18 protein-coding genes and 3 pseudogenes are annotated in these 22,526 nt (G+C 60.6%); 9 read left to right on the top strand and 12 right to left on the bottom strand.

Annotation, left to right across the window (positions count from 1 at the left end):
• The first annotated feature begins 328 nt into the window (after positions 1–328).
• Positions 329–781 carry a pyridoxamine 5'-phosphate oxidase family protein gene (locus AC1D2G_RS22330; protein WP_477416675.1) on the top strand — a complete coding sequence of 151 codons (453 nt, stop codon included), beginning with the start codon at positions 329–331 and terminating at the stop codon, positions 779–781.
• Positions 782–1,009: 228 nt separating this feature from the next.
• Here the strand turns inward: AC1D2G_RS22330 and AC1D2G_RS22325 are convergent, their stop codons facing one another.
• From AC1D2G_RS22325 to napE, 6 genes and pseudogenes are all read right to left on the bottom strand, one after another.
• Positions 1,010–1,702, bottom strand: a complete 693-nt coding sequence (locus AC1D2G_RS22325; RefSeq protein WP_477228385.1) for a NapC/NirT family cytochrome c — start codon at positions 1,700–1,702, stop codon at positions 1,010–1,012.
• Between the two features lie 2 nt (positions 1,703–1,704).
• The gene (locus tag AC1D2G_RS22320) at positions 1,705–2,196 is read right to left on the bottom strand and encodes a nitrate reductase cytochrome c-type subunit (RefSeq protein WP_477416673.1); all 492 of its coding nucleotides are present in this window, start codon (positions 2,194–2,196) and stop codon (positions 1,705–1,707) included.
• On the bottom strand, positions 2,166–4,670 hold the full coding sequence (gene napA, locus AC1D2G_RS22315; protein WP_477416671.1) for a periplasmic nitrate reductase subunit alpha: 2,505 nt from the start codon (positions 4,668–4,670) through the stop codon (positions 2,166–2,168). Before napA ends, AC1D2G_RS22320 begins: the two co-directional genes overlap by 31 nt.
• Positions 4,667–4,932: pseudogene (locus AC1D2G_RS22310) on the bottom strand (chaperone NapD). The gene napA and the pseudogene AC1D2G_RS22310 overlap by 4 nt, the downstream one beginning before the upstream one ends.
• Entirely contained in the window at positions 4,925–5,425 is a 501-nt protein-coding gene (napF, locus tag AC1D2G_RS22305; RefSeq protein ID WP_477416669.1) for a ferredoxin-type protein NapF, read from the bottom strand. Before napF ends, AC1D2G_RS22310 begins: the two are co-directional and overlap by 8 nt.
• A gap of 9 nt (positions 5,426–5,434) precedes the next feature.
• A complete protein-coding gene (gene napE, locus AC1D2G_RS22300; RefSeq protein WP_477416667.1) occupies positions 5,435–5,632 on the bottom strand; it encodes a periplasmic nitrate reductase, NapE protein in 198 nt (65 codons plus the stop codon).
• Positions 5,633–5,987: 355 nt separating this feature from the next.
• Between napE and AC1D2G_RS22295 the strand changes: the two genes are divergently transcribed.
• The 5 genes and pseudogenes from AC1D2G_RS22295 (at position 5,988) to AC1D2G_RS22275 (ending at position 10,220) form a co-directional block, all read left to right on the top strand.
• Entirely contained in the window at positions 5,988–6,287 is a 300-nt protein-coding gene (locus tag AC1D2G_RS22295; RefSeq protein WP_477416665.1) for a hypothetical protein, read from the top strand.
• A 99-nt stretch (positions 6,288–6,386) separates the two neighbouring features.
• Positions 6,387–6,644 carry a YMGG-like glycine zipper-containing protein gene (locus AC1D2G_RS22290; protein WP_477416663.1) on the top strand — a complete coding sequence of 86 codons (258 nt, stop codon included), beginning with the start codon at positions 6,387–6,389 and terminating at the stop codon, positions 6,642–6,644.
• A gap of 410 nt (positions 6,645–7,054) precedes the next feature.
• Positions 7,055–7,440: pseudogene (locus AC1D2G_RS22285) on the top strand (DUF1269 domain-containing protein).
• 912 nt (positions 7,441–8,352) lie between these two features.
• Positions 8,353–8,790: pseudogene (locus tag AC1D2G_RS22280) on the top strand (AI-2E family transporter); the annotation flags it as partial.
• A gap of 290 nt (positions 8,791–9,080) precedes the next feature.
• The gene (locus AC1D2G_RS22275) at positions 9,081–10,220 is read left to right on the top strand and encodes a helix-turn-helix domain-containing protein (RefSeq protein ID WP_477416661.1); all 1,140 of its coding nucleotides are present in this window, start codon (positions 9,081–9,083) and stop codon (positions 10,218–10,220) included.
• A gap of 147 nt (positions 10,221–10,367) precedes the next feature.
• Here AC1D2G_RS22275 and AC1D2G_RS22270 read toward each other — a convergent pair whose 3' ends face one another.
• The 6 genes from AC1D2G_RS22270 to AC1D2G_RS22245 form a co-directional block, all read right to left on the bottom strand.
• Positions 10,368–10,916, bottom strand: coding sequence for an HdeD family acid-resistance protein (locus tag AC1D2G_RS22270; protein ID WP_477299821.1), 549 nt, complete (start codon positions 10,914–10,916; stop codon positions 10,368–10,370).
• Entirely contained in the window at positions 10,913–14,080 is a 3,168-nt protein-coding gene (locus tag AC1D2G_RS22265) for an efflux RND transporter permease subunit (protein ID WP_477416659.1), read from the bottom strand. Before AC1D2G_RS22265 ends, AC1D2G_RS22270 begins: the two co-directional genes overlap by 4 nt.
• Positions 14,077–15,204 (bottom strand): efflux RND transporter periplasmic adaptor subunit, encoded by a 1,128-nt coding sequence (locus AC1D2G_RS22260; protein ID WP_477416657.1) that lies wholly within the window; start codon positions 15,202–15,204, stop codon positions 14,077–14,079. Before AC1D2G_RS22260 ends, AC1D2G_RS22265 begins: the two co-directional genes overlap by 4 nt.
• Positions 15,205–15,284: 80 nt before the next feature.
• Positions 15,285–15,857, bottom strand: coding sequence for an HdeD family acid-resistance protein (locus tag AC1D2G_RS22255; RefSeq protein ID WP_477416655.1), 573 nt, complete (start codon positions 15,855–15,857; stop codon positions 15,285–15,287).
• 68 nt (positions 15,858–15,925) lie between these two features.
• Complete coding sequence (locus AC1D2G_RS22250) at positions 15,926–17,164, bottom strand: arginine deiminase (RefSeq protein WP_477416821.1); 1,239 nt, start codon at positions 17,162–17,164, stop codon at positions 15,926–15,928.
• 23 nt (positions 17,165–17,187) lie between these two features.
• Entirely contained in the window at positions 17,188–18,621 is a 1,434-nt protein-coding gene (locus AC1D2G_RS22245) for a basic amino acid/polyamine antiporter (RefSeq protein ID WP_477416653.1), read from the bottom strand.
• Positions 18,622–18,913: 292 nt separating this feature from the next.
• Between AC1D2G_RS22245 and AC1D2G_RS22240 the strand changes: the two genes are divergently transcribed.
• From AC1D2G_RS22240 to AC1D2G_RS22230, 3 genes are all read left to right on the top strand, one after another.
• The gene (locus tag AC1D2G_RS22240) at positions 18,914–20,344 is read left to right on the top strand and encodes a basic amino acid/polyamine antiporter (RefSeq protein ID WP_477416651.1); all 1,431 of its coding nucleotides are present in this window, start codon (positions 18,914–18,916) and stop codon (positions 20,342–20,344) included.
• A gap of 304 nt (positions 20,345–20,648) precedes the next feature.
• On the top strand, positions 20,649–21,491 hold the full coding sequence (locus tag AC1D2G_RS22235; protein ID WP_477416649.1) for a formate/nitrite transporter family protein: 843 nt from the start codon (positions 20,649–20,651) through the stop codon (positions 21,489–21,491).
• Positions 21,492–21,791: 300 nt separating this feature from the next.
• Positions 21,792–22,403, top strand: coding sequence for a sigma-70 family RNA polymerase sigma factor (locus tag AC1D2G_RS22230; RefSeq protein ID WP_477416647.1), 612 nt, complete (start codon positions 21,792–21,794; stop codon positions 22,401–22,403).
• Positions 22,404–22,526 lie beyond the last annotated feature (123 nt).

Genomic DNA, 22,526 nt, shown 5'->3' with positions numbered 1-22,526 from the left:
CCTCTTTTCCGCCGGTGCCGAGCCGGCTGCGAACCAGCGATGGGGTCGACGGGGAGTGGGTCTCGCCGTCCCCGGCCGCAACTCGACAATCCCCTCCCGCGCTTTGCGCACGCTAGCCAAGTCCGCTTGGCGCTGCGAAATGCTGACATTCAGCATAGCCAAGGAAACGAACCTTTTGCCGCAGAACGGGCACAACTGATTTGCCTTTCGTTCCGCCAGCTAACACGACCGAGGCGCGTTTGCCCGCCACTGTGTTGATGTGCGTCAATGCGAGACGGCCTACGGCGCCTACCATGGTCACGGTCAGCAGTGATTTTGGAGACAGCAGATGGACGAAGAGAGCAGAAACAAGATCGAGACGTTGTTGGATCAGCATTGGATCATGACGGTTGCAACGCTGAGGCCGGACGGCTGGCCGCAGGCGACGACCGTCGGCTACGTGAACGAAGGCCTTACCCTTTACTTCCTCTGCGGTCTGGAAAGCCAGAAGGCTGCGAATCTGGCGCGAGACGATCGCGTGTCCTTGACCATCGATCACGACGCGCCACAGGTGATGGAAATCACCGGACTTTCCATGGCGGCGCGTGCGCAGCCGGTGGTGGACCGTGCCGAAGCGGAAAAGGTTCTGCGGATGCTGCCGCTGAAGTATCCCGAGCAAGTTTCGTTGCCGGGCCCGATGCCGACGCCGGAGCAGGTGCGCATATTTCGCGTGATGCCTTCGGTCATCTCAGTGCTCGATTACTCCAAGGGCTTTGGCCACACCGAGCTCGTCACTTGCTGAGCGCGCCCTCCCCAAGATAACCTTTGGGCCATGCGGGCAAGGCCGGCAAGTCGCGGGCAAAGTCTGTGCATTCAGACCTGGGGCTGGCACCTCGTCGGATGACCGCCAGTAGCACATCCCTGACAGTCGATCGTTCGAGTGATACCGGGGTTGATGATCCTACCCATACGGCGTTTGAACGGATTCTCGCTTTGTTGGTGATGGGCGATCATGCGAAACCGCCGTCCTTTAGCGCCCGGGATGATAAGTCGCCATCAAACGCTCGAGTTCGTCGATGGCGGAGGACTTCGGAAGCTTCTCGCCCTGGAGTTCCGGCCGCACCTTCCAGCCCGGATCGACGCCCTCCATATTCGGCAACTCATGCGCGATGCCCTTATGACAGTCGATGCATGTCGCCTCGCCGGAAAGCAGGTAGCGTGTATGGATTTCGGCGGCCCGCACGGTCTGCTTTGACAGGTCCATGGCGACCGACGAATGGCAGTTACGACATTCGAGGCTGTCATTGGCCTTCAGCCGCGCCCACTCATGTTCGGCAAGATAGAGGCGCATGTCGAGAAACTTGCGTCTCGTGTTGATGGTGCCGAAGATCTTGCCCCAGACTTCTTTCGAAGCCTGCATCTTGCGCGCGATCTTGTCGGTCCATTTGTGCGGCACATGGCAGTCCGGGCAAGAAGCGCGGACTCCAGAACGGTTGGAGAAGTGGACCGTCCGCGTCAGTTCCTGATAGACGTTGTCCTCCATCTCRTGGCACGAAATGCAGAATTGCTCGGTGTTGGTCAATTCAAGCGCAGTATTGAAAGCGCCCCAGAACATGACGCCGCCAACGAAGCCGCCGAGCGTCAGGAATGCGAGACTGAGGGTTGCGGCTGGCGCGGTGAGGATGCGCCCTGCCCACAGCGCAATTTTTTTTATCCGCTGCATGCCTACTCGCTCCCAGCGGGTTTGACACCCAACTCGCTCATGTCCTTGAAGAGGTTTTGGACAAGAGGCTGAACGTTGGCCTGTGGCACATGGCAGGCCGTGCAGAAGTAGCGTCGCGGCGAGACATCGGCGATCATCTGACCTTCGCGCGTCATGTAATGGGTAACGCTGATCATCGGTGCGCCAGAACCTTCGGTGAACTCGCGCTTGTGGCACGAGAGACAGCGGTTGGTGTTGACTGACAATTGATAACCCTCGATCGAATGCGGGATCACCGGGGGTTGGTCTGGATAGGCGCGCATCTTGCGAATATCGTCGACGATCCATTTCGGTAGAGGTTGAGCGGGAACTGACCCCATAGGCGGCGTCGCCCCTGTCAGTTTCGAGGCCATCTGGGCGATCGCGGCGGTCCCTGTGAAAAGGATGGCGACGGCGATGCCCATCGCCAGCTTGCGCCGCTTTATCAAGAGGCCGAAACGATCTTGACCGCGCATTTCTTGAAATCCGTCTGTTTAGAGATGGGATCGGTGGCGTCAAGCGTGACCTTGTTGATCAACTGGCTGGCGTCGAACCACGGTACGAAGATCACGCCCTTGGGCATCCGGTTGCGGCCGCGCGTTTCTAGCCGCGACCTGATCTCTCCCCGGCGCGAGATGATCCTGATCTCGGCGCCCTGGTTCAGGCCGCGCTTGCGCGCATCGTCGGCGTTCATGAAGCAGCACGCCCCGGGAAACGCCCTGTAGAGTTCCGGAACACGCATAGTCATCGACCCAGAATGCCAGTGTTCCAGAACACGTCCGGTGACCAGCCAGAGATCGTATTCCTTATCCGGCGATTCCGCCGGCGGCTCGTAGGGCACCGCAAGGATGACGGCCTTCCCGTCGGGCTTACCATAGAATCGCACGCCCTCGCCCGGCTTGACGTAAGGATCGTAGCCCTCGCGGTAACGCCATTTAGTCTCCTTGCCATCTACCACGGGCCAGCGCAGGCCCCTCTCTTCGTGGTAGCGGTCATAGGGCGCCAGATCGTGTCCGTGTCCGCGCCCAAATGTGGCGTACTCCTCGAACAACCCCTTCTGCAGATAGAACCCGAAATCCCTGGCTTCGTTGTTGTCGTAGTCCGGGTCGACCTCGCTGACCGGAAATTTGTCGACATTGCCGTTTCGGAAGAGCACGTCAAAAAGCGTCTTGCCCCGATACTCTGGGCTACTGTCCAGGATTTCCGCGGGCCAAACATCGTCGGTCGTAAAGCGCTTGGAAAATTCGACCAACTGCCAGAGATCGGAGCGCGCCTCGCCCTTGGCCTGCACCAATTGGTGCCAGACGTGCGTTCGTCGCTCGGCGTTGCCGTAGGCACCTTCCTTCTCGACCCACATGGCTGCCGGCAGGATCAAATCGGCGCTCATCGCCGTCACCGTCGGATAGGCATCGGACACGACAATGAAATTGTCGGGATTGCGGTAGCCAGGATAGGTCTCCTGACTGTCATTCGGCGCCGCCTGGACGTTGTTGTTGACCTGCACCCAATAGAAATTCAGCTTGCCGTCCTTCAGCATCCGGTCCTGCTCGACCGCGTGATAGCCTGGCTTTTCCGGCAGCAGGCCATGCGGCAATTTCCAGATTTCCTCCGCATGCGCGCGGTGCTCGGGGTTGGTGACCACCATGTCTGCCGGCAGGCGATGCGCGAATGTCCCGACCTCACGCGCTGTGCCGCAGGCCGAGGGCTGCCCGGTCAGCGAGAACGGGCTGTTACCGGGCTCGGAGATTTTTCCGGTCAGCAGATGAATATTGTAGACCATCTGGTTGGCCCACACGCCGCGGACATGCTGGTTGAATCCCATGGTCCAGAGCGACATGACCTTGCGACTGGGGTCTGCATAGAGTTCTGCAAGCTCCTCGAGGAATTCTCTTTCCACGCCGGTCAGTTCAACCGTCTTTTCGAGCGTGTAGTCCGACACGAACGCCTTGAATTCATCGAAGTCGATGGGCTCCATCTTGCCGGCGTTGGCCGCGCCGGTCGCGGCTATCTCCAGCGGATGTTCAGGCCTGAGACCATAGCCAATATCGGTTGCGCCCTTCATGAAGGTGGTGTGGTCGCGCACGAATGCCTCATTGACGCGACCCGTCGTGATGATGTGGTTCGCGATGTAGTTGAGGATGACAAGATCCGTACCCGGCTTGAATATGATCGGCACGTCGGCCAGATCCATACTGCGATGCGTGAAGGTCGACAGCACCGCGACCTTCACATGCGGGTGGCCGAGCCGCCGGTCCGCCAGCCGCGTCCACAGGATCGGGTGCATTTCGGCCATGTTCGAACCCCACAGCACGAACGCATCGGCGGCCTCGAAATCGTCGTAGCAACCCATCGGCTCGTCCATGCCAAATGTCCGCATGAAAGCGTAGGCGGCGGACGCCATGCAGTGACGGGCATTGGGATCGAGATTGTTGGAGCGGAAGCCGGCCCGCATCAACTTGGTCGCGGCATAGCCTTCATGGATCGTCCACTGGCCGGAGCCGAACATGCCGATTGCCGTCGGCCCTTTATCCTTCAGCACCTGCTTGCACTTTTGGGCCATCACGTCGAAAGCCTCGTCCCAGGAGACCGGCTCGAACTCGCCTTCCTTGTCGAACACGCCGTTGCGTTTGCGCAAAAGCGGCGTGGTCAGCCGATCGGCGCCATACATGATCTTGGACAGGAAATACCCTTTGACGCAGTTCAGGCCGCGGTTAACTTCGGCCTGCATATCGCCGTGGGTCGCGACGACCTGGCCCTCCTTGACGCCGACCATGACACCGCATCCGGTCCCGCAGAAACGGCAGGGGGCCTTGGACCATTTGATTTCAAGCGCGCTCACGCCGCCGGGAACGGGCTGGGCGGATGCAGGGAGCGCAATCCCCGCGGTCGCCGCGGCTATGCCCGCGGCATGGGCTTTCAGGATATCGCGCCGCGTCAATTCGAACGTCATTGCCCGGTGCCCTCCTCGGCCTCGATATGTTCGAACACCATGTTCGCAGCAATAACCCCGTCGAGCAGCGCGATTCGGGTGAGATAGTCGCCCATCGCCCCTGTGCTCGTGCCCTCGATGACGACGACGATCTTGCCGCCTTCATGTGCATAGACCTCGACATCGCGCATCGCTGACAGCTGCGCCGCGACATCATCCCCCTCGTCGGCAGCACCGAGACGACTGCGCTCGATATGTGATGGTAGCGCCGATCCTCAGGCATGGATGTCGTCCCTGGCCCGTTCACTCACGCCGATCGCGCTGGCGGGACAAACGCGGATGCACGCCCCGCATCCGCTGCAGGCGTCCTCGTTCAGTTCTGGAAGAAAGGGACCGCCAATGCGTGGCCGGAAGTGTATCGCCTGCTCGGGACAGGCGTCGAGGCATGACTGGCAGGCGATGCCTGACTTCGCAAAGCAGGACGCGGATATGGCGACCGCATGCGCGAATCTTCGCGGCGTGTCTGTGCTGAACACGGGCTCCGGGCAGGCCTTCGCGCATTCACCGCAAAGGGTGCATTCTCCGACGGTGAAATCGAGAGCCGGAAAGGCGTGAACGAGAGAAATGATGCCTGTCGGGCAAGCATCGACGCAGGCTGCGCAGCCCGTGCAGGTATCAAGACCATGGTTCGACATGCCTGGAGGCCGGATGCCCAAGGCCGGAACGGTGCGGCCTTGCAGAAAATTGCGGCGGCTCAGATTGCGGGCGTGGTCCATCGCCGACCCTCAATGCAAGCCGTGGGGAGGTCCCGGCGGGCCGAAGACAATCTGCCACATCCAGATGAGGAAACCGTATCCGCCGACCGCGCCAACTGCTGCAATCGGCCAAATGCCAAAAGCTAGGACGAAGAAAGTCAGCAACTCGGATCGCCGTTTCTGGCGAAAATCGGTCACACTTGTAGCTTCGAGAGAGTCTTTGTTCACGGAACCTATCCATCCATGAGTGCAAAACTCGTACCCTGCATACACGCCGACAAGATAGCCTGATACCGGCGCCGGACCAACACATTTCAGATCGCTGTACGGATCGACGAAGGCAGTGAGTTGTGTTGCCGCCCCACAATGAGACGTAGAGCTCAACCACGGGATTCTCAGCTAATTTCTTCGCGCGCCCGCTCGGATAAGGTGTACGGCAACTCGACCATCGTCCTCATCATGATTGCGAAATCCTGATGGAGATCAGAAAATATGGCGGCGCGGCTCAAGACGTCGCTCGTCCGCTAGAATCGGCATTGTGGGGTTCTATGGTGGAGCTCTCTAAATTCCTGGACGCGTAGCCATGACGGCCGTGGCAATCATGGTCATAGAGTTCGTCTGCGGCGCTGCAAGCGGAATTGCGCTCGGCCGCCGGGTGCCAAGTTTCAGCCTTGGCAGGACAGCCGACGGCATAATCGGCGGCATTGGCGGTCTGCTTTTTGTATGGCCCTCCGCCCGGATTCCAGGTGTCGGGCCCCTCATCGGCCACCACGCCGATGGCCTGACGCCGACCATGTTGATCGGAGCGGGAATAGCAGGGCTGCTGGGAGGTCTTGTCCTGATTGTGTTGGCCGGGTTCGTTGGGGCACTCATGAAAGGCTGACAGCTGCGAATGAAGACGATGGCCCTAACGCACTGCGCTTTCCGCCCCATCCTGGTGCGCCATCGCTGAAGATTGCCAGGTAGCTACGAGGAGACCATTGTGAGGAAATTGGCTCTTGCGCTTGCGGTCGCCTCAGGTTTGACAGGCTGCACCAACGCGGAAAAAGGCGCTGTGATCGGGGGGGTTGGCGGCGCCGCGCTCGGAACGGCAGCTGGCGGCAACGACGTGCGAAATGCGGTCGTTGGCGGTGCAATCGGGGCCGTCGCGGGCACCTTGATCGGAGCGGCGGCCGACCGTCGCGGATATTGTCGATACCGGGATCGGCACGGGCGAGTCTTCGAGGCGCCATGCAGGTGATCGCGTTTCGTATCTTGCTCCGCCGCAATGCTCGCAGGGCGACGCATGACCTGTTTGGCCAAGAAGAACAGGTCAGGAAACCCACTTCCATCTTCTGATGTCATCCAGCGGTGCTCTGTTCTTGTCCGAATTCCCAATGCGCTCTCCCCCTTCGCGGAAGCCCGATCAGACAATGCCACTTCATGCAGACCTCCGGATGACGGCTGTGTACCGTTGAGATGAAGTAACTGCCTGCGGTGATCGGGCGCCAGTCGAAGCCGTTCTGTCGTCTTGGGCTGCAATCAAAAAGGGACGGACCGCAAAGGCCTGGGATTCCCGGCTAATTTCTTCGCTTTGGTAGAGACCTAAAATGGCATCCCGCAATCTTGTGAGCGCATCTCGATCCCATCGATTTTCGCAGTGGAGGCCCCATGTCCGACCTGGTCGTCATAGTCTACCCCTCCGAAGCCAAGGCTGAAGAGGTGCGCCAGCGCCTGTTTGCATTGCAGAAGGAATACCTCATCAACATCGGCGACGCCGTGATCGCGACCAAGACGGTGTGGCGATTGGCGCCGCTTCCGGCGCGCTTGGCGGCGCACTGACTGACGTCGGAATAAACGATGCTTTCATGAAGGATCTGTCGGCCACCTTGCAGCCGGGAAATGCTGCATTGTTTGTGCTCGTTCACGGAATGACCGCCGATAAGGTGCTGAGCGCAATCAAGGGATTTGGTGGCGTCGTACTCAAGACATCGCTGGACGAGACGAAGGAGCAGATCCTTCGTGAGGCGCTTAGTCAGGCGTCCAAAGCCGCATAAGATTCAACGCCGCTCAGGAATCGCGTGAGCCGATCGCCTAGCAACGTGGACAGAACGATGGGCGCATTCGAGACTGCTGTCGTACTCGCCATAGAGGTCATCTGTGGTGCAGCGGCCGGCCTCGCTCTGGGGCGATGGACGGGTCTTCGTCTGGGCGCAAAAGCCGATGCCTTGACGGGCGCGATCGGCGGACTGGCTCTGACCTGGCTGGCCGGACAGCTGCCAGGCGTCGCCCGTATTGTCGGAAAGGTGGAAGGCGCGGTGGACGCCACGGCGCAAGGCGTTGGCGTCCTTACCCCGGCAATCCTTGTCGGGGTTGGCATCGCAGGATTGTTAGGCGGCCTCGTCCTTACCGCGTGCATTGCATTTGCCGTAGGGGGAGCCAGGCGTCGAGGGCGATCCGAAAGAGAAGTGAGATGAACCAGGTGCAACGCCTGTTTGCCCGCCCGAGCACGTGCTTGCTGGTCGCTGCATTGTTGTCGGCATGCACAGTCGCCGTCGATCATCCTCGTCCTGTTCCCCCGCGACCCCAGGCCTGCACCTTCCAGCATGCCCCCGTTTGCGGTCGACGAGGCGAAAGGCTGCAGACATTTGGCAACGCGTGCATGGCTCGCGCCCAAGGATTCCAGGTGGTGAGCAATGGCCAGTGTCGCATATCGCGGCCGCCCCAGCCGATAGCCTGTACTCGAGAGTTTGCTCCGGTTTGTGCGAGCAGGAGTGGGCGCCTGCGCACCTTCTCCAACGCTTGCGTGGCCCGTGCGGATGGTTTTCGGCCAGTCCATGCCGGCCGCTGCCGTTGAGGCTTCCGGCAGGAATTTGAGCTTGGCTTCTTTCTCGACCGTGAGCACTTCCGTTCCGGAGATTGCGACCGTTGCGCTCAACAGACGACAAGGCAGAAATGACAGACACGACCTGACGGGCTTGGTCGTGTGGGGGTTTGCCTTGGCTGCCGGGCTCGAACTCGCAAGCGCTTGGGCGGCGATCGCTTTTGCGCTGAACTATATTCCGTTCGTCGGACCGTTGGTGGCTACAATCTTTCCGACCTTGTTCGCTGTCGCGCAGTCCGGGTCGTGGCAGTTGGCCCTGATTGTGTTCCTCGGCCTGAACGCCATTCAGTTCGTTATCGGCAGTTATCTGGAGCCATCCCTGACCGGCGCATCGCTGGCGATCTCGCCCTTTGCCGTGATGTTTGCCATCTTCTTCTGGAGCTTTTTATGGGGTTTGCCCGGGGCTTTCATCGGCGTCCCAATTCTGATTGTTGTAGTCACATGTTGCATGCACCAACACTCGACACGCTGGATTGCTGCGCTGCTGTCCGGAGGTCCTGTCGAAAGATCCGGTGCTTCTTAGCGGTATTAACTATGCTTCACGGCCAGGCGGGGGCGTCGAAATCCAACTACCTTGTACAACCGGAAAAACCGGTTTAGATTGGCACTTGCGGGGAGATATTCTTGTCTTTGAAAGATATCTCTGATGAGAGTGCTCTTGCCGACAGTCGCGGGCTGCGCGAAGAGGGGTGCGCATAACGCATCCCTAATGTATCTTTGCTTTCGGCGTGCCGACGTTGTGGACTGGTTGTTGAAGACCCTGAGCGGGAAATCTGGCCCGGTCAGGGCTTGCGCCCGTTAGGAGGTCCGATTGTGACCGCTAACGCAGCGAGGGCGCTTTCGGTCGACTTCGCCGAGCCGTTGCCTCAAGCAGCAGCGGTCGCTCCCAAGAATGATCTGCGTCCGGTTGTCCCGGAACGCGTTCCGGTTCCCTGCTTTGAATTCTCGACTCGGGAACTGCCTCCGAGCGACCAGTTTGCGGCATGGCGCCAGAACTTCGCGACTATGCTCGACTTTGTCGAGCCGAGCGATACTGCGGCGGGTTTCGCCGGCACGCAGCTTCTCTGGGACCTAGGCGATCTTGCCCTGGCTCAGATCAGCACCAATGGCTTGGATTTTACCAGCCTGGCGGGTCGCATTCGCCGGGACCCCATCGATCATTGGTTGGTGACCCTTATCCGGGACGGCAGATCGCAGACGACCACTCCATCCAGGTCTTTCGACGGAGAGGCCGGATCGGTGCAGGTGCATTCGCTTGGCCGGGTCTTCGAGGGCAGCGTTACAGACAGCGAAATGCTGTTGCTCTTCGTACCCCGCGACTTCTGCCGTGACATGGGGTGGGGTCTCGACATGGCCGAGTTCACCGTTCTCGGTGGAGGCATGGGGACGCTGCTTGCCGACTATCTGGCCAGCCTCGCCCAGAGGCTTCCTACGATTAATGTTGGCGATCTTCCTGGCTTGCTCGGTGCGACCAGAGCGATGCTACAGGGTTGCATCGCGCCATGCTCTGACCATCTCGCCGAAGCCCATGATCCGATTTCCGCCACCTTGATCGAGCGCGCCCGTCGATTCGTGCAACTTCATCTGTTTGAACCGGATCTCGGCACCGAGCGTTTGACACGCGGACTCGGTATTTCGCGTTCACGTCTCTACCGACTGTTCGAGGCTTCCGGAGGGATCGTGCACTACATCCAGCATCGGCGGCTCCTGGCGGCCCATGCAGCGCTCGCTGATCCGAATGACCGCCGTCGAATTCTCGACATTGCTGACGAACACGGCTTCGGTGATGGCGCTGAATTCAGCCGGGCTTTTAGACGCGAGTTCGGATACTGCCCGAGCGAAGTGAGAGCTGGTGTCAAAAACGGACCATCGAACTGGCATATGAACGAGGTGCAGACCGCTGCCCCGTCTGAGCGTCTGAGCCGTTTGCTTCTTCGGCTCCAGGCGCAATGACCGGCGTGGTCGATCTCGCTTAAATCGGGTAACCCGATCCAACCCCATCGAACAATGCGAGCACCATCTGCATTGACGGACCGATCCGCGGCCCGCAACGCAGCACCGCCCAGCGATCAAATCCGCGAGCCCGGCCGCCGCGAGAATTCACGCTGTCTTGGCCGCAGATACCCAGCCGTTTGTCAGCCAGGCAATGCCATGCGAAATGAGGTCGATACCCAGCAAGAATCCAAGCACCCAAAGGCCGGTCGTGGGCCATCCAGTCAGGACAACAAGTCCAGCCAGAAATCCGAATGCTCCGGACAGAACCATCGCCCAGCCGACGTCGCTCCAGTGCCTGACGCCGACAAAGAGGCGCACGATGCCCGAGGCCACAAGCAGCAGTCCGAGGACGTAGGTCAGGACAAGGGCGCCTGACACAGGCTGCCTCACCACCATGGCACCAAAAACAATATACAGGATGCCGAGGAGGAATTGCCATATGAAGCCGCCCCATCCCTTCATCCAGAAGGCGTGCATCATCTCGAACGCACCCACGACGATGGCCGTAACACCAATGACAATGGCGCTGATCACGGTAGCCAGCGCAACGTCACCCAAGACGAATATGCCCCCGACAATCAGCACGAGGCCAAGGAGAAGACGAACCGATGTGGGTGGCAAGGTCGATGCGGTTCCATTCTCATAGGCAGTCATGGCTCCCTCCCCGATTGCTGGACTCCCTCATTGGTGTCGATCCCTGCCTTCGGCCGGACAGTGGCCCACTCCGCAATATGCTGGATCGCCGCGAATAAGGCCGGGATGATGAAAAGGCCGATCGTCGTTGCGGCCAGCATGCCGCCAAAGATTGTGACACCCACCGCCTGGCGCGCGCCGGCTCCTGCGCCGGTGGACACCGCCAGTGGAATAATGCCCAGAATGAAAGACAGAGCCGTCATCATCACGGCACGGAACCGCTGCTCGGCGCCAAGTCTTGCCGCTTCGTCGATCGGTTGCCCCTCCTCGCGGCGTTCCTTGGCGAATTCGACGATCAGGATGGCGTTCTTCGACGCCAGCCCGATGAGCAGCACGATGGCGATCTGCACATAAAGACTGTTTTGCAGTCCGAAAAGCATGAGCGCCCCAGTGGCGCCGAACAAGGCGGCTCCAAGGGACAGAATTACGGCGATTGGAAGCATCCAGCTTTCGTACTGCGCTACCAAGAACAGATAGGCGAACAGGAAGGCCAGTCCGAAGATCATGGTCTCCTGTCCGGCGCTGCGCCGTTCCTGGAACGACAGGCCGGACCACTCGTAGCCATAGCCGGCCGGCAGCGCCTGGGCCGCGACGCGTTCGATGGCATCCATCGCTGCCCCGGAACTGCCGCCTGGCGCGACTTGGCCGTTGATCTGTGCCGCTACCGAGAGGTTGTAGCGGGAGATGACGAAGGGCGCGAGCACAGTGCTGGTCGACACCACCGCCCTGAGCGGCACCATCGCACCCGTCCGGCTGCGAACATGGAGATTGAGGATATCCTCGGCGTCCCCGCGATGCTCGGCGTCAGCCTGCAGGTTGACTTGGAAAACTCGCCCCTGCAGCGTGAAATCGTTCACGTAACGAGACCCAAAGCTGGCGCCGATCGTCGAATAGATGTCGGACACGCTCACTCCAAGCGCTTCCGCGCGGGTCCGGTCGACATCGACATAAATCTGCGGCACATCGGCGCTGAAGGTAGTCGCCACACCGCCGATCTCCGGCGCCTGGTTGATCTCCGAAACGAATGCACGGACCACCGCCGCGATCTCCTCCGGCGGCTGGCCCTGCAAAGCCTGGAGGCGCAGATCGAGCCCACCGACCGCCCCGATGCCGGAAATGGCCGGTGGCGAAAAGACTGCAACATTGGCGCCCGGAATGGTTGAGAATTGCGCACGCAATCTTGCGAGGATGGCGTCCAGCCGCAGATCCGGCGTGTTGCGCTGATCCCAAGGATCCAGCGCCGCAACCACCATCGCTCCGTTGGGAGATTGTGTCCCCTGCACGATGCTGAAGCCTGCGACCGAAATGACGTTTTCGACGCCTTTCGTTGCCGACAGAGTCCGTTGAACCTCGCCGACAATCGCCCTCGTGCGATCGAGCGAGGCGGCATTCGGAAGCTGGATATCGACAAACAGGGCGCCCTGGTCCTCGTCCGGGAGGAAAGTAGCGGGAAGACTGCTGAACAGCAGGAAGGCACCCAGGAAGCAGGCGGCAAGCGCGGCGAGCGGTATGATCCACAGGCGCACCAGGAAACCGACCAGCCGACCATAGCCGACGCGCGTCGCGTTCATGAAGCGCGCGAACCAGCCAAGCGGACCGCGCCGGTATCCGCTCTGGCCGCGCCTCAGCAGGATCGCGCTGAGCGCCGGGCTGAGCGTGAGGCCGACTACGGACGAGATAACCAGCGCCGCCGACAAGGTGACCGCGAACTGACGGTAAAGCTGCCCGCTTATGCCGGATAGGAAAGCTGTCGGGATCACCACGGCGAGGAGGACGAGCGTGGTGGAAATGATCGGCCCCGTGATCTGCCCCATCGCCTTGCGAGCGGCCGCCGCGGTTTCGACCTCGGGGTCTTCCTCCATGACATGCTTGACGTTCTCGACGACAAGGATGGCGTCGTCGGCGACCAGTCCGATCGCCAGCACCAGGGCTAGCAGCGAGATCGAGTTTATCGAATATCCGAACGCCAGCAGGATGGCGATGGCGCCCAGCATTGCGACGGGCATGGCCAGCGCCGAGACCAGGGTGGCCCGCCAGTCCTGCAAGAACAGATAGGTGACGACGAGCACGATCAGGAAAGCCTCGCCGAGGATCCGCACGATGAGCGAGAGGCTCGTACGGACGAACCGTGTCGCGTCGTAGACGACCTGGTACTGGAGGCCGGGCGGAAACGTGGGTGCAAGACGCTTTAGCTCGGCGAGCACGGCGTTGGCGGTCTGGATCGCGTTGGCTCCCGGCGCCTGGTTTATCTGAAGCATCGCCGTGTCATGCCCGGCGAAGCTCGCGCTCGATGAATAATTGCGCGCGCCGAGTTCGATGCGGGCGATGTCGTGCAACCGTACGATCGCTCCGGCCTCGCCGGTGCGCACGACGATGGCCCCGAATTCATCCGTGCTCATGAGGCGGCCGCGGGCCACGAGCGTATATTGCAGCTCGGTGCCTTCCCGCGCCGGTGGGGCCCCGGCCTGGCCAAGCGAGGCCTGGATGTTCTGCCGCTGAATGGCGGTGGCCACGTCATCGGCCGTTATGCCGAGCGCATCCATGCGTGCCGGATCCATCCATATGCGCATCGAGTATTCGGACGCGCCGACGACGGAAGCCTCGCCGACACCGGTGACACGCGAGAGCGCATCGGCGATCGTTGTCGAGGTGAAATTGGTGATCTGCAGCACGTCGAGCTTGCCGTCCGGAGAATAGAAGGCGATGCCAAGCACGAAATCGGGCGATCTCGACCGCACCGACACGCCTTGCTGGGTGACCGCGGCCGGCAATTGAGAAATCGCCAGTTGCGCCCTGTTCTGCACATTGACCTGCGCAATGTCTGGATCCGTGCCGACTTCAAACGTCACGGACAGCGAATATTGCCCGGCATTCGAACTTGTCGACGACATGTACATCATGTTGGGGACGCCATTGATGGCCGTCTCCAGAGGCCCGCCGACGACATCGGCTATTACTTCCGCACTCGCGCCGGGATAGATGGCCGAGACGCTGACGGTGGGCGGCGTGATCTCTGGATATTGCTGCACCGGCAGCGAAAAAATGGCGATCGCGCCTGCAATCGAAATGACGATCGACAAGACAATCGCCAGCCGGGTCCGGGTGATGAACAGATCGGAGATCATTGGCCATCGCCAACGGGCTGGCCTTGGCTCGGCTGAACTGTCATGCCTTCGACAAGACGCTGGATTCCCTGGACGACGACCTGCTCGCCGCCGCTGAGGCCAATGGTGACCGCCCAGCCATTGTCGACGCGTGCGCCCGTGTCGATGCGCCGTTGCGAGACGGTGTTGCTCTTGCCGAGCAGATAGACGAAGCGCCCCTCGCGATCCTGCAGCACCGCTGCCTGAGGTACTATCGGCAAGCTGGGCGCGTCTTTCTCCCGCACGTAGAGGGTGACGAACTGTCCCGGCAGAAGGATATGGCGAGGATTGGGGAAAACCGCGCGGGCCGCGACCGTCCCAGTCTGCGGGTCGATCTCGTTCTCGATAAATTCGATTCGACCGGGCGTGTCGTAGTCCGTCCCGTTCGCAAGACGCAGCGAAAGTTTCAATGTGCTCGGATCGACGTTACTGCCGCTCGTCGCCTCCTGCTGCCGGATCGTCACAAGCAACCCTTCGGTCACAGCGAAAGCCACGCGGACGGTGTCCAGGCCGACTATGCGTGCCAGCGCACCGGAATCCGATCCGACCAGATTGCCGGTCGTGAACGTCGCGCGGCCGATGTTGCCGGAGATCGGGGCAGTGATACGAGCATAGGACAGGTTGAGTTCGGCGGTAGTCAGGGACGCCTGGGCAACCTGCACGTCCGCGGCAGCGACATCGAATGCCGCCTGGACCTCGTCTAGAGCGGCCTGTGAGATCGTTCTTCGGGCGAACAGATCCTGGTTGCGCGCCAGGCTCCGTTCGGCCGATATTCGTGTTGCCTCGGCACGCGCCACCTGCGCCCGTGCCGACGCAACCAGGGCATTGAGTTGATCCGGCTCGATCTCGAACAGAGTTTCCCCAGCCTTTACCGCTTGTCCACCCTTGAAATCGACGGAGTGCAGAAAGCCGGTGACACGCGCCCGGATGTCGACTGCCTCTATCGCTTCCACGCGACCGGTAAACTGCACGGGAGTGCTGACCCGCTGAACCTCGATCTTCTCGACGACGACAGCGGGCGGCGGGGCCTGCGTTCCGCCAGGTTGCTGGGCGAATGAAATCGAACTGATGAAAGGTGGTCCGGCGCCCCCCAAGCCAGCAGCCATCAAGCATGCCCAAGAAGCGCGGCTGATCCATCGCCGCCTCGCGACCGGACGATGTCGCTCGGATGTTTCGCACGGCGCCTTCATGACCGGGCTCTACGCATCGTCAGGGCAATGGCAATGTAGGCGCCACCGGCGACAAGGAGGGAAATGCCAGCGACCGTACCTGGTGTGTAAATGCTGGTATAGGGCAACTTCAATGCGAGCGTCGCACTAGCGGCAAGGGCGACCAGGCCCGATACTCCGAACCACTGCCAACCATCTTGATCGCGCACCCGGAACGCGAGGGCGACTTGCAGGATGCCCTGCACCAGAAATACCAAGGCGATCAGAAGCGTGATCGCCAGAGCGCCCTTGAAGGGATCGAAGTATATAAGGATGCCGCCGACCAGCTCGACCGCGCCCGTGAGCTCTTGCCAGATGAATCCGCTCCACTCCTTGACTCGCAGGGATTGAACCATCTTCACAATGCCCGCGAGCGAAAGGACGATTCCAAGGACAACGCTTGCCGCGAATGTGGAAACCACCGGCAGCGCCACGGCCAGCACTCCAGCCGACGCCAGGCCGATGCCCAACGCCAAAAACCAACCCCATTTTGAACGCAGGGAGGCCGCTTGATGCTGGTGATCGGTTCCGCTCGTGGATGCGCCGCTCATCGTCGATTGCCTAACCGGAATTGCTGCACGAGTGGCGCCCATCTCCGATCTCCGGGAACGCTCTCTTGTCAGTAATCCACCGGATCACGGATTATCGGACAGGTCATGCAGTGGCCGCCGCCACGACCGCGGCCTAGTTCCGCGCCGATGATGGTAATGACCTCTATGCCCTCCTTTCGCAGCAGCGTGTTTGTATAGGTGTTGCGGTCATAGGCGTACACGACGCCCGGCGATGCACAGACCAGATTTGCGCCACTATCCCATTGGGTGCGCTCGCGGACGTAGGCATTGCCGCCGGTCTCAACAACACGCATCCTTTTGAGACCGAGCGAGTCGCGCACCGTCTCGACGAAGGTGCCTTTGTCCTTATGCAGTTCGACGCCGCCCTTGCCGTCCGGCCGGTAGGAGAACGCCTCGATGCCATTGACGATATCGGGGTAGAGCAGCACGCAGTCGCGGTCGGCAAAGGTGAACACCGTGTCGAGATGCATCGCCGCGCGCAGTTTCGGCATCGCCGCGACGATGACGCGCTCGGCCGCGCCCTTCTCGAACAGCGTCGCAGCGAGCTGGCTGATGGCCTGACGCGAGGTGCGCTCGCTCATACCGATCAGAACATTCCCCTTGCCGATCGGCATGACGTCGCCGCCCTCGAGCGTGGCGAGGCCCCAATCCTTGGTCGGGTCGCCCCACCACACATTCACCTTGCCGGCGAAGTCGGGATGGAACTTGTAGATCGAGGTGGTGAGGATGGTCTCCTCATGCCGCGCCGGCCAGTAGAGCGGGTTCTGCGTGACGCCGCCATAGATCCAGCAGGTGGTGTCGCGGGTGTAGAGCGTGTTCGGCAGCGGCGGCAGTAGATACTCGTTCACCCCGGCCGCGTCACGGATCAGCTCAAGCTGTTCGCCTCCGATGGATTCAGGGAATTCATGGGTCGAGAGACCACCGATCAGCGTCTCCGCCAGATCGCGGTTGGAGAGCCCCTCCAAATAGGAGCGCACCTCGTCGACGAGGCCTAGGCCCACCTGGTTCGGCACCACCTGATTGTCGAGGATCCATTTCTTCGCCTCGGGGACGGCAACAGTCTCGGCGAGGAGGTTATGCATCTCCACCACCTCGATGCCGCGGTCGCGCATCTTGGTCATGAAGTCGAAATGGTCGCGCTTGGCGTTGTCGACCCACAGCACATCATCGAACAGCAGTTCGTCGCAATTGGTGGGCGTCAGGCGCTGATGGGCGCGGCCGGGCGCGCAGACCATGACCTTGCGAAGCTGCCCTACTTCGGAATGCACGCCGAATTTCGTTTCCATCGCCATGACTTGTGCCTTTCTCGTCAAGGTGTAATTGCGCCGGTCAACAGGCCGACGAAACCGGCGAGTCCAGCGACCAGTGTGACGGCGAAGATGATGAGTTCGACCGATGTGAAGATCCGCGCGTTCTGTTCGCGCCGCGCCCAGAGGTACAGGACGGTTCCCGGCACGAAGAGCACCGCCACCAGCAGGACGTATTTCAAGCCGGCGGCCAGAAACATGACAAGCGTGTAGACGACGGCGATCCAGGCGAATAACTGGTCGCGCCCGCGCTGACCAGGCGAGGTCTCGTACCCCTCGCCGCGGCGGGCGATCAGCACGCCATAGCCCGCGACCAACAGGTAGGGCAGCAGCGCCGTCACGCTTGTCATGTCGAGCATGAAGTTGAAGGCGTCACGCGACCAATAGGTTGAGATGACGAATAGCGAGACGACGATATTGGTCAGCCAAAGCGCGTTGGCGGGAACCCGGTTGCCGTTCTGCGCCGCGAAAAGCTTGGGCATGTCCTGCGACTTCGCCGCGGCGAACAGTACCTCGGCGCAGATCAGCGACCAGGCGAGATAGGCGCCGAGCACTGACACCAGCACGCCGATGGAAATGAACACCGCGCCCCAATGTCCCACGACCAGTTCGAGCGCGCCGGCAAGCGAGGGCTGTTGGACTCCGGCGATGGCCGCACGCGTAGCCGTGGCGTAGGGCAGAAGGGTGATGGCTACCATCAGGCCCGTGACGCCGACAAAACCCAGAATGGTGGCGGTGCCGACATCCGAACGCTTCTCTGCGAAGCGCGAATACACGCTCGCTCCCTCAATGCCGAGGAAGACGAAAACGGTGATCAGCATGGTGTCGCGCACCTGCGCCAGCAGGGTCTTTTCCGGCATGCCCACGCCGCCGAGAAAGTTCTCTGAGAATTGCGTGTAGTTGAACGCGAACGCCATGGCGAGGATCGCCACGATGATCGGTACGATCTTCGCGACCGTCACGACGCTATTGATGAAGGTGGCCTGCTCGACGCCGCGCAGGATCATGAAATGGAAGGCCCAGATGCCGACCAGCGAGACGATGATCGCGGTCGCGGTGCTGCCATCCCCGAAAATCTCGGGGAAAAAGCGCCCGAGCGTCGATCCGATCAACACCCAGTAGAAGACGTTTCCGAGGCAGCTTCCGAGCCAATAGCCGAACGCCGAGAGGAAGCCCATATAGTCGCCGAAGCCCGCCTTGGCATAGGCGAAGACGCCGGAATCGATATCGGGTTTCTTCTCGGCCAGCGCCTGGAACACCCGGGCCAGCATGTACATGCCGGTTCCGGCTATCATCCAGGCGATGATGGCGCCGAACGGGCCCGTCGCGGTGGCGAACCTGCCGGGCAGATTGAAGATACCGGCCCCGATCATCGATCCGACAACCATTGCGATCAGGGCGAACAAGGACAGCTTCTGCTCGGACTTACTTGCCACGTGCCTCTCCCGAGTGATCGGAAATCATCTGTGCGTGAGCCAACGAGCGGGCTGGAATTTCAGTACAAACCAAACCCTATGCTTTTGGCGTGGTCGTGAAATTAGCTGAGAGTCTCATTCCTGTGCATCGCGTCTCTATTTCGGAGCCTCGACGCAATACACCGCCGCAGTGGAGTTACATCGGCTGGACTTGTGACTTTCTCCGATGCAGCATCGGGTGAGCGACCTGGACCGGTTTAGCAATTCGGACGGATTTCGCTTGTGCAATTGACGACCGGCTCGAGACGCGGCCATGGCATCCCAGACCTCGCAGAAGCTTTCGCTCGCGGCGCTAACGGCGATGGTGGTCGGATCAATGATCGGCGCCGGCATATTTTCGCTGCCTCGTACCTTCGGCAACGCAACCGGACCAGTCGGCGCAATCATCGCCTGGTGTATCGCCGGGACCGGGATGTATACGTTGGCCCGCGTCTTTCAGGCGCTCGCGGAGCGCAAGCCAGAACTCGATGCCGGCATCTTTGCCTACGCAAAAGCCGGCTTCGGTGACTACGCTGGTTTCCTTTCTGCGTTTGGCTATTGGTTGGTTGCCTGCATTGCCGACGTCTCATATTGGGTTCTGATCAAGTCGACGCTCGGCGCGTTCTTCCCGGTTTTTGGCAACGGTGACACGGTCCCGGCAGTGGTGGTCTCGTCGATCGCACTCTGGCTGTTCCACTTCACGATCCTGCGCGGGATCAAAGAAGCTGCCGTCATCAACACCGTTGTTACGGTCGCAAAAGTCATTCCCATCCTTACCTTCATTTTCATTCTGGCCGGAACGTTCAAGGCGAACATCTTCGTCAGCAACCTATGGGGCGGAGAGCTGGCATCGCGAAGCGGTCTCTTTGAGCAAATCCGAGCGACCATGCTGGTCACAATCTTTGTGTTCATTGGGATTGAAGGAGCAAGCGTCTATTCTCGCTATGCCAAGGAACGCTCCGATGTCGGCCGGGCGACGATCGTCGGTTTCGTCGCCGTTTTGTTCCTGCTGGTACTGGTGACGCTTCTGCCGTATGCCGTACTTACACAGGCGGAAATCGCGGGAATGAGGCAGCCATCCATGGCTTCCGTTCTCGAGGCCGTCGTCGGTACTTGGGGCGCGGTTTTCGTCAGCGTAGGGCTGATTGTTTCTGTGCTAGGCGCTTATCTCGCCTGGTCGTTGATCTGTGTCGAGGTGCTGTTCGCGGCCGCAAAGAGCGGCGACATGCCAAGGATTTTTGCGCGTGAAAATGCCAACAAAGTCCCGGCCGCCGCGCTGTGGCTGACCAATATCGTCATTCAAGTCTTCGTTATAAGCACGCTTTTCTCGCAGGATGCGTTCGCGCTCATGGTGAAGCTGAGCAGTGCAATGGTGTTAATTCCTTACCTGCTCGTGGCTGGATACGGCTTCCTTCTGGCTTTACGCCGAGAGACTTATGGAACCCAACCCGCACAGCGATCCCGCGACTTGATCGTGGCTGGCATTGCCACATTGTATGTTGCGTTCATGATCTACGCAGGCGGCCTGAAATTTCTGTTGCTGTCATCTATTCTCTACGCACCCGGTACGCTGCTCTATGTTCAGGTCAGACGGGAACAGAACAAGCAAGTGTTGGTCGGCGTAGAATGGATAGTGTTGGCGGCTGCGGCAATTGGTTGCCTCGTTGGCATTTACGGAATTGCCAGCGGCGACATCGTTATCTAGCTGAGCGAGCGCTTCAGTTGCTTGGCCGACAAGACATACCAAGGAATGTCTGGCCTAAATCAAGTGCGTAATCCGGTTACCCTCCGTAGAATGTCGCCGCGAAGTGCCGTCGGCTATTCATCCCTGCAGTGACAATCAGCCTGCCATTCGGTCCTGGTTGGCAACGCATGGGAGACGTCATGGGTATCGCAGCGCGCTTTCTGGCCACGACGACAGTAGCGATCCCTTCAGCCAGACCGCAGTTGCCGCGCCTTGCGGCGCTGAAATGCGGAACCAGCCTGCTCGGCGCAGAAGGATAGCGATCATGAACGACAGCCTCTCGCCGCGCGAAATCGTGCGGGCAATAGTGGATCTCGGCGCCGCTAAGGCCGCTCACAGCGTTCCTGATCGTTTGATCCGCGGAATGCTTTCCGGGGCGCTCCTTGCCTTCGCGACGAGCATGGCCCTGGAGGGTGCGCTTCAGACAAATGTCGCGCTCGTCGGCGCTCTCATCTTCCCGGTGGGATTTGCCATCATCATCATCCTTGGCCTCGAGCTCGTGACCGGGAATTTTGGCCTGGTACCCCTGGCCGTCCTCGCTCACCGTACGACGGTCGGCCGGATGTTGGCCAATTGGTTCTGGGTTTTCGTCGGCAACATGCTCGGTTCGCTCATCTTTGCCGGGCTGTTCTATGTCGTCCTGACCGATGTCGGCAATGTTGGGCCGAGTGCGCTCGGAGATCATCTGCGTGCGCTCGCCGAAGCGAAGACGATCGCCTATGAGCCGTATGGATACGATGGACTGGTGACCGCCTTCGTCAAGGCCATGCTCTGCAACTGGATGGTCTGCCTCGGCGTCGTCATGGGGATGAGTTCGAAGTCCACCCTCGGCAGGATCGTCGGATGCTGGTTGCCCATATTCGCCTTCTTCGCGCTCGGATTCGAGCACTGCGTCGTCAACATGTTCGTCATTCCCATGGGGATGATGCTCGGGGCCAAGATCAGCTTCGCAGACTGGTGGTACTGGAACCAGATACCCGTGACCTTGGGCAACATTGCTGGCGGTTTCCTCTTCACCGGACTTCCTCTCTATTGGACCTACCTGAAGGGCGGTGCAGAAGACGTGCCTGCCCCTGCGGCGAGGATGTCACTCGGCCCGGCCGAGTGATGGGCCAGCATTCCGGCGAACACATCTTCTTCCTCGGCATTGGGTCGCCCACAATTGCTTCGCGAAAGAATGTAGTCGTTTCGAAAAGAAGGCCTCAGTCGGGTCCGCCATGGTGGCGCCGACAGCATCCAGCCGAACAGCTTCGATTGGACACAGCTAGAGCCAGGAAAGGCGCCGGCACATGCCTGACAGACCAGATGTGCAGTCCCGAACCAGAGGATGGCTGTGGCTGTCAGGTTCGCGGCCGACCGAGTTCAGTCCGGATCACAAATTGCAATCGCCGCCATTGCGCATCGCCTGATGACCACGAACATGACGCAACTCGAACTTCCGCCCGATGTTTCGCCGCAGCCGAGTTTTCGCTCGGCTGACACTTCTTCTTCGGCAAGCGGCGCGGCGGCCGAGATCACTGACGAACGCAGGCGAGCGATCGTCGCGGAGATTCCACGGCTGCGTGGTTATGCGCGCGCGCTGTTGCGGGACCGCGATGCCGCCGACGACCTTGTGCAGGACAGCCTCGAACGGGCGCTGTCGAGGATGGCGAACTGGACGGCCGGCGATACGCCTCGGCGCTGGCTGCTCACGATCATGCACAACCTGTTCGTCGACCAGTTGCGGCGCGCCAAACGCCATGCCCAGGCGGTGACCACGATCTCAGAAACGATAGATGCGATCGCGACGTCGCCACAGGCCGACAGGCTCGTATTCGTGGACGTATTCTCGGCGCTTCAGCAGATCAATCCCGAACGACGCGCAGCACTCGTGCTTGTCGCGGTCGAAGGCCTCTCCTATGCCGATGCCAGGAAGGCGCTGGGCATTCCCGTGGGGACGCTGACGTCGCGGATCGCCAGGGGCAGAGAGGAGCTGCGATCGATCCTGGAAGGTGTCTCGCAGCCAGGCCAACCAGGGTGAGCAAAGAATGAACCGTCAGCGTTTTCAATGATGAACCAAGGCACCTGCCGTCCACACCGGCGCGGCGTCGCCGGGTCATATCCGGCGAACGGCGGAGGGTCGAGAACTGCTGGAGCGAGCGGG

This window comes from Mesorhizobium sp. P2_C7 (assembly GCF_056404515.1).
The sequence above is the reverse complement of the archived record's forward strand: the minus strand, read 5'-3'. Positions and strand labels throughout refer to the sequence as shown.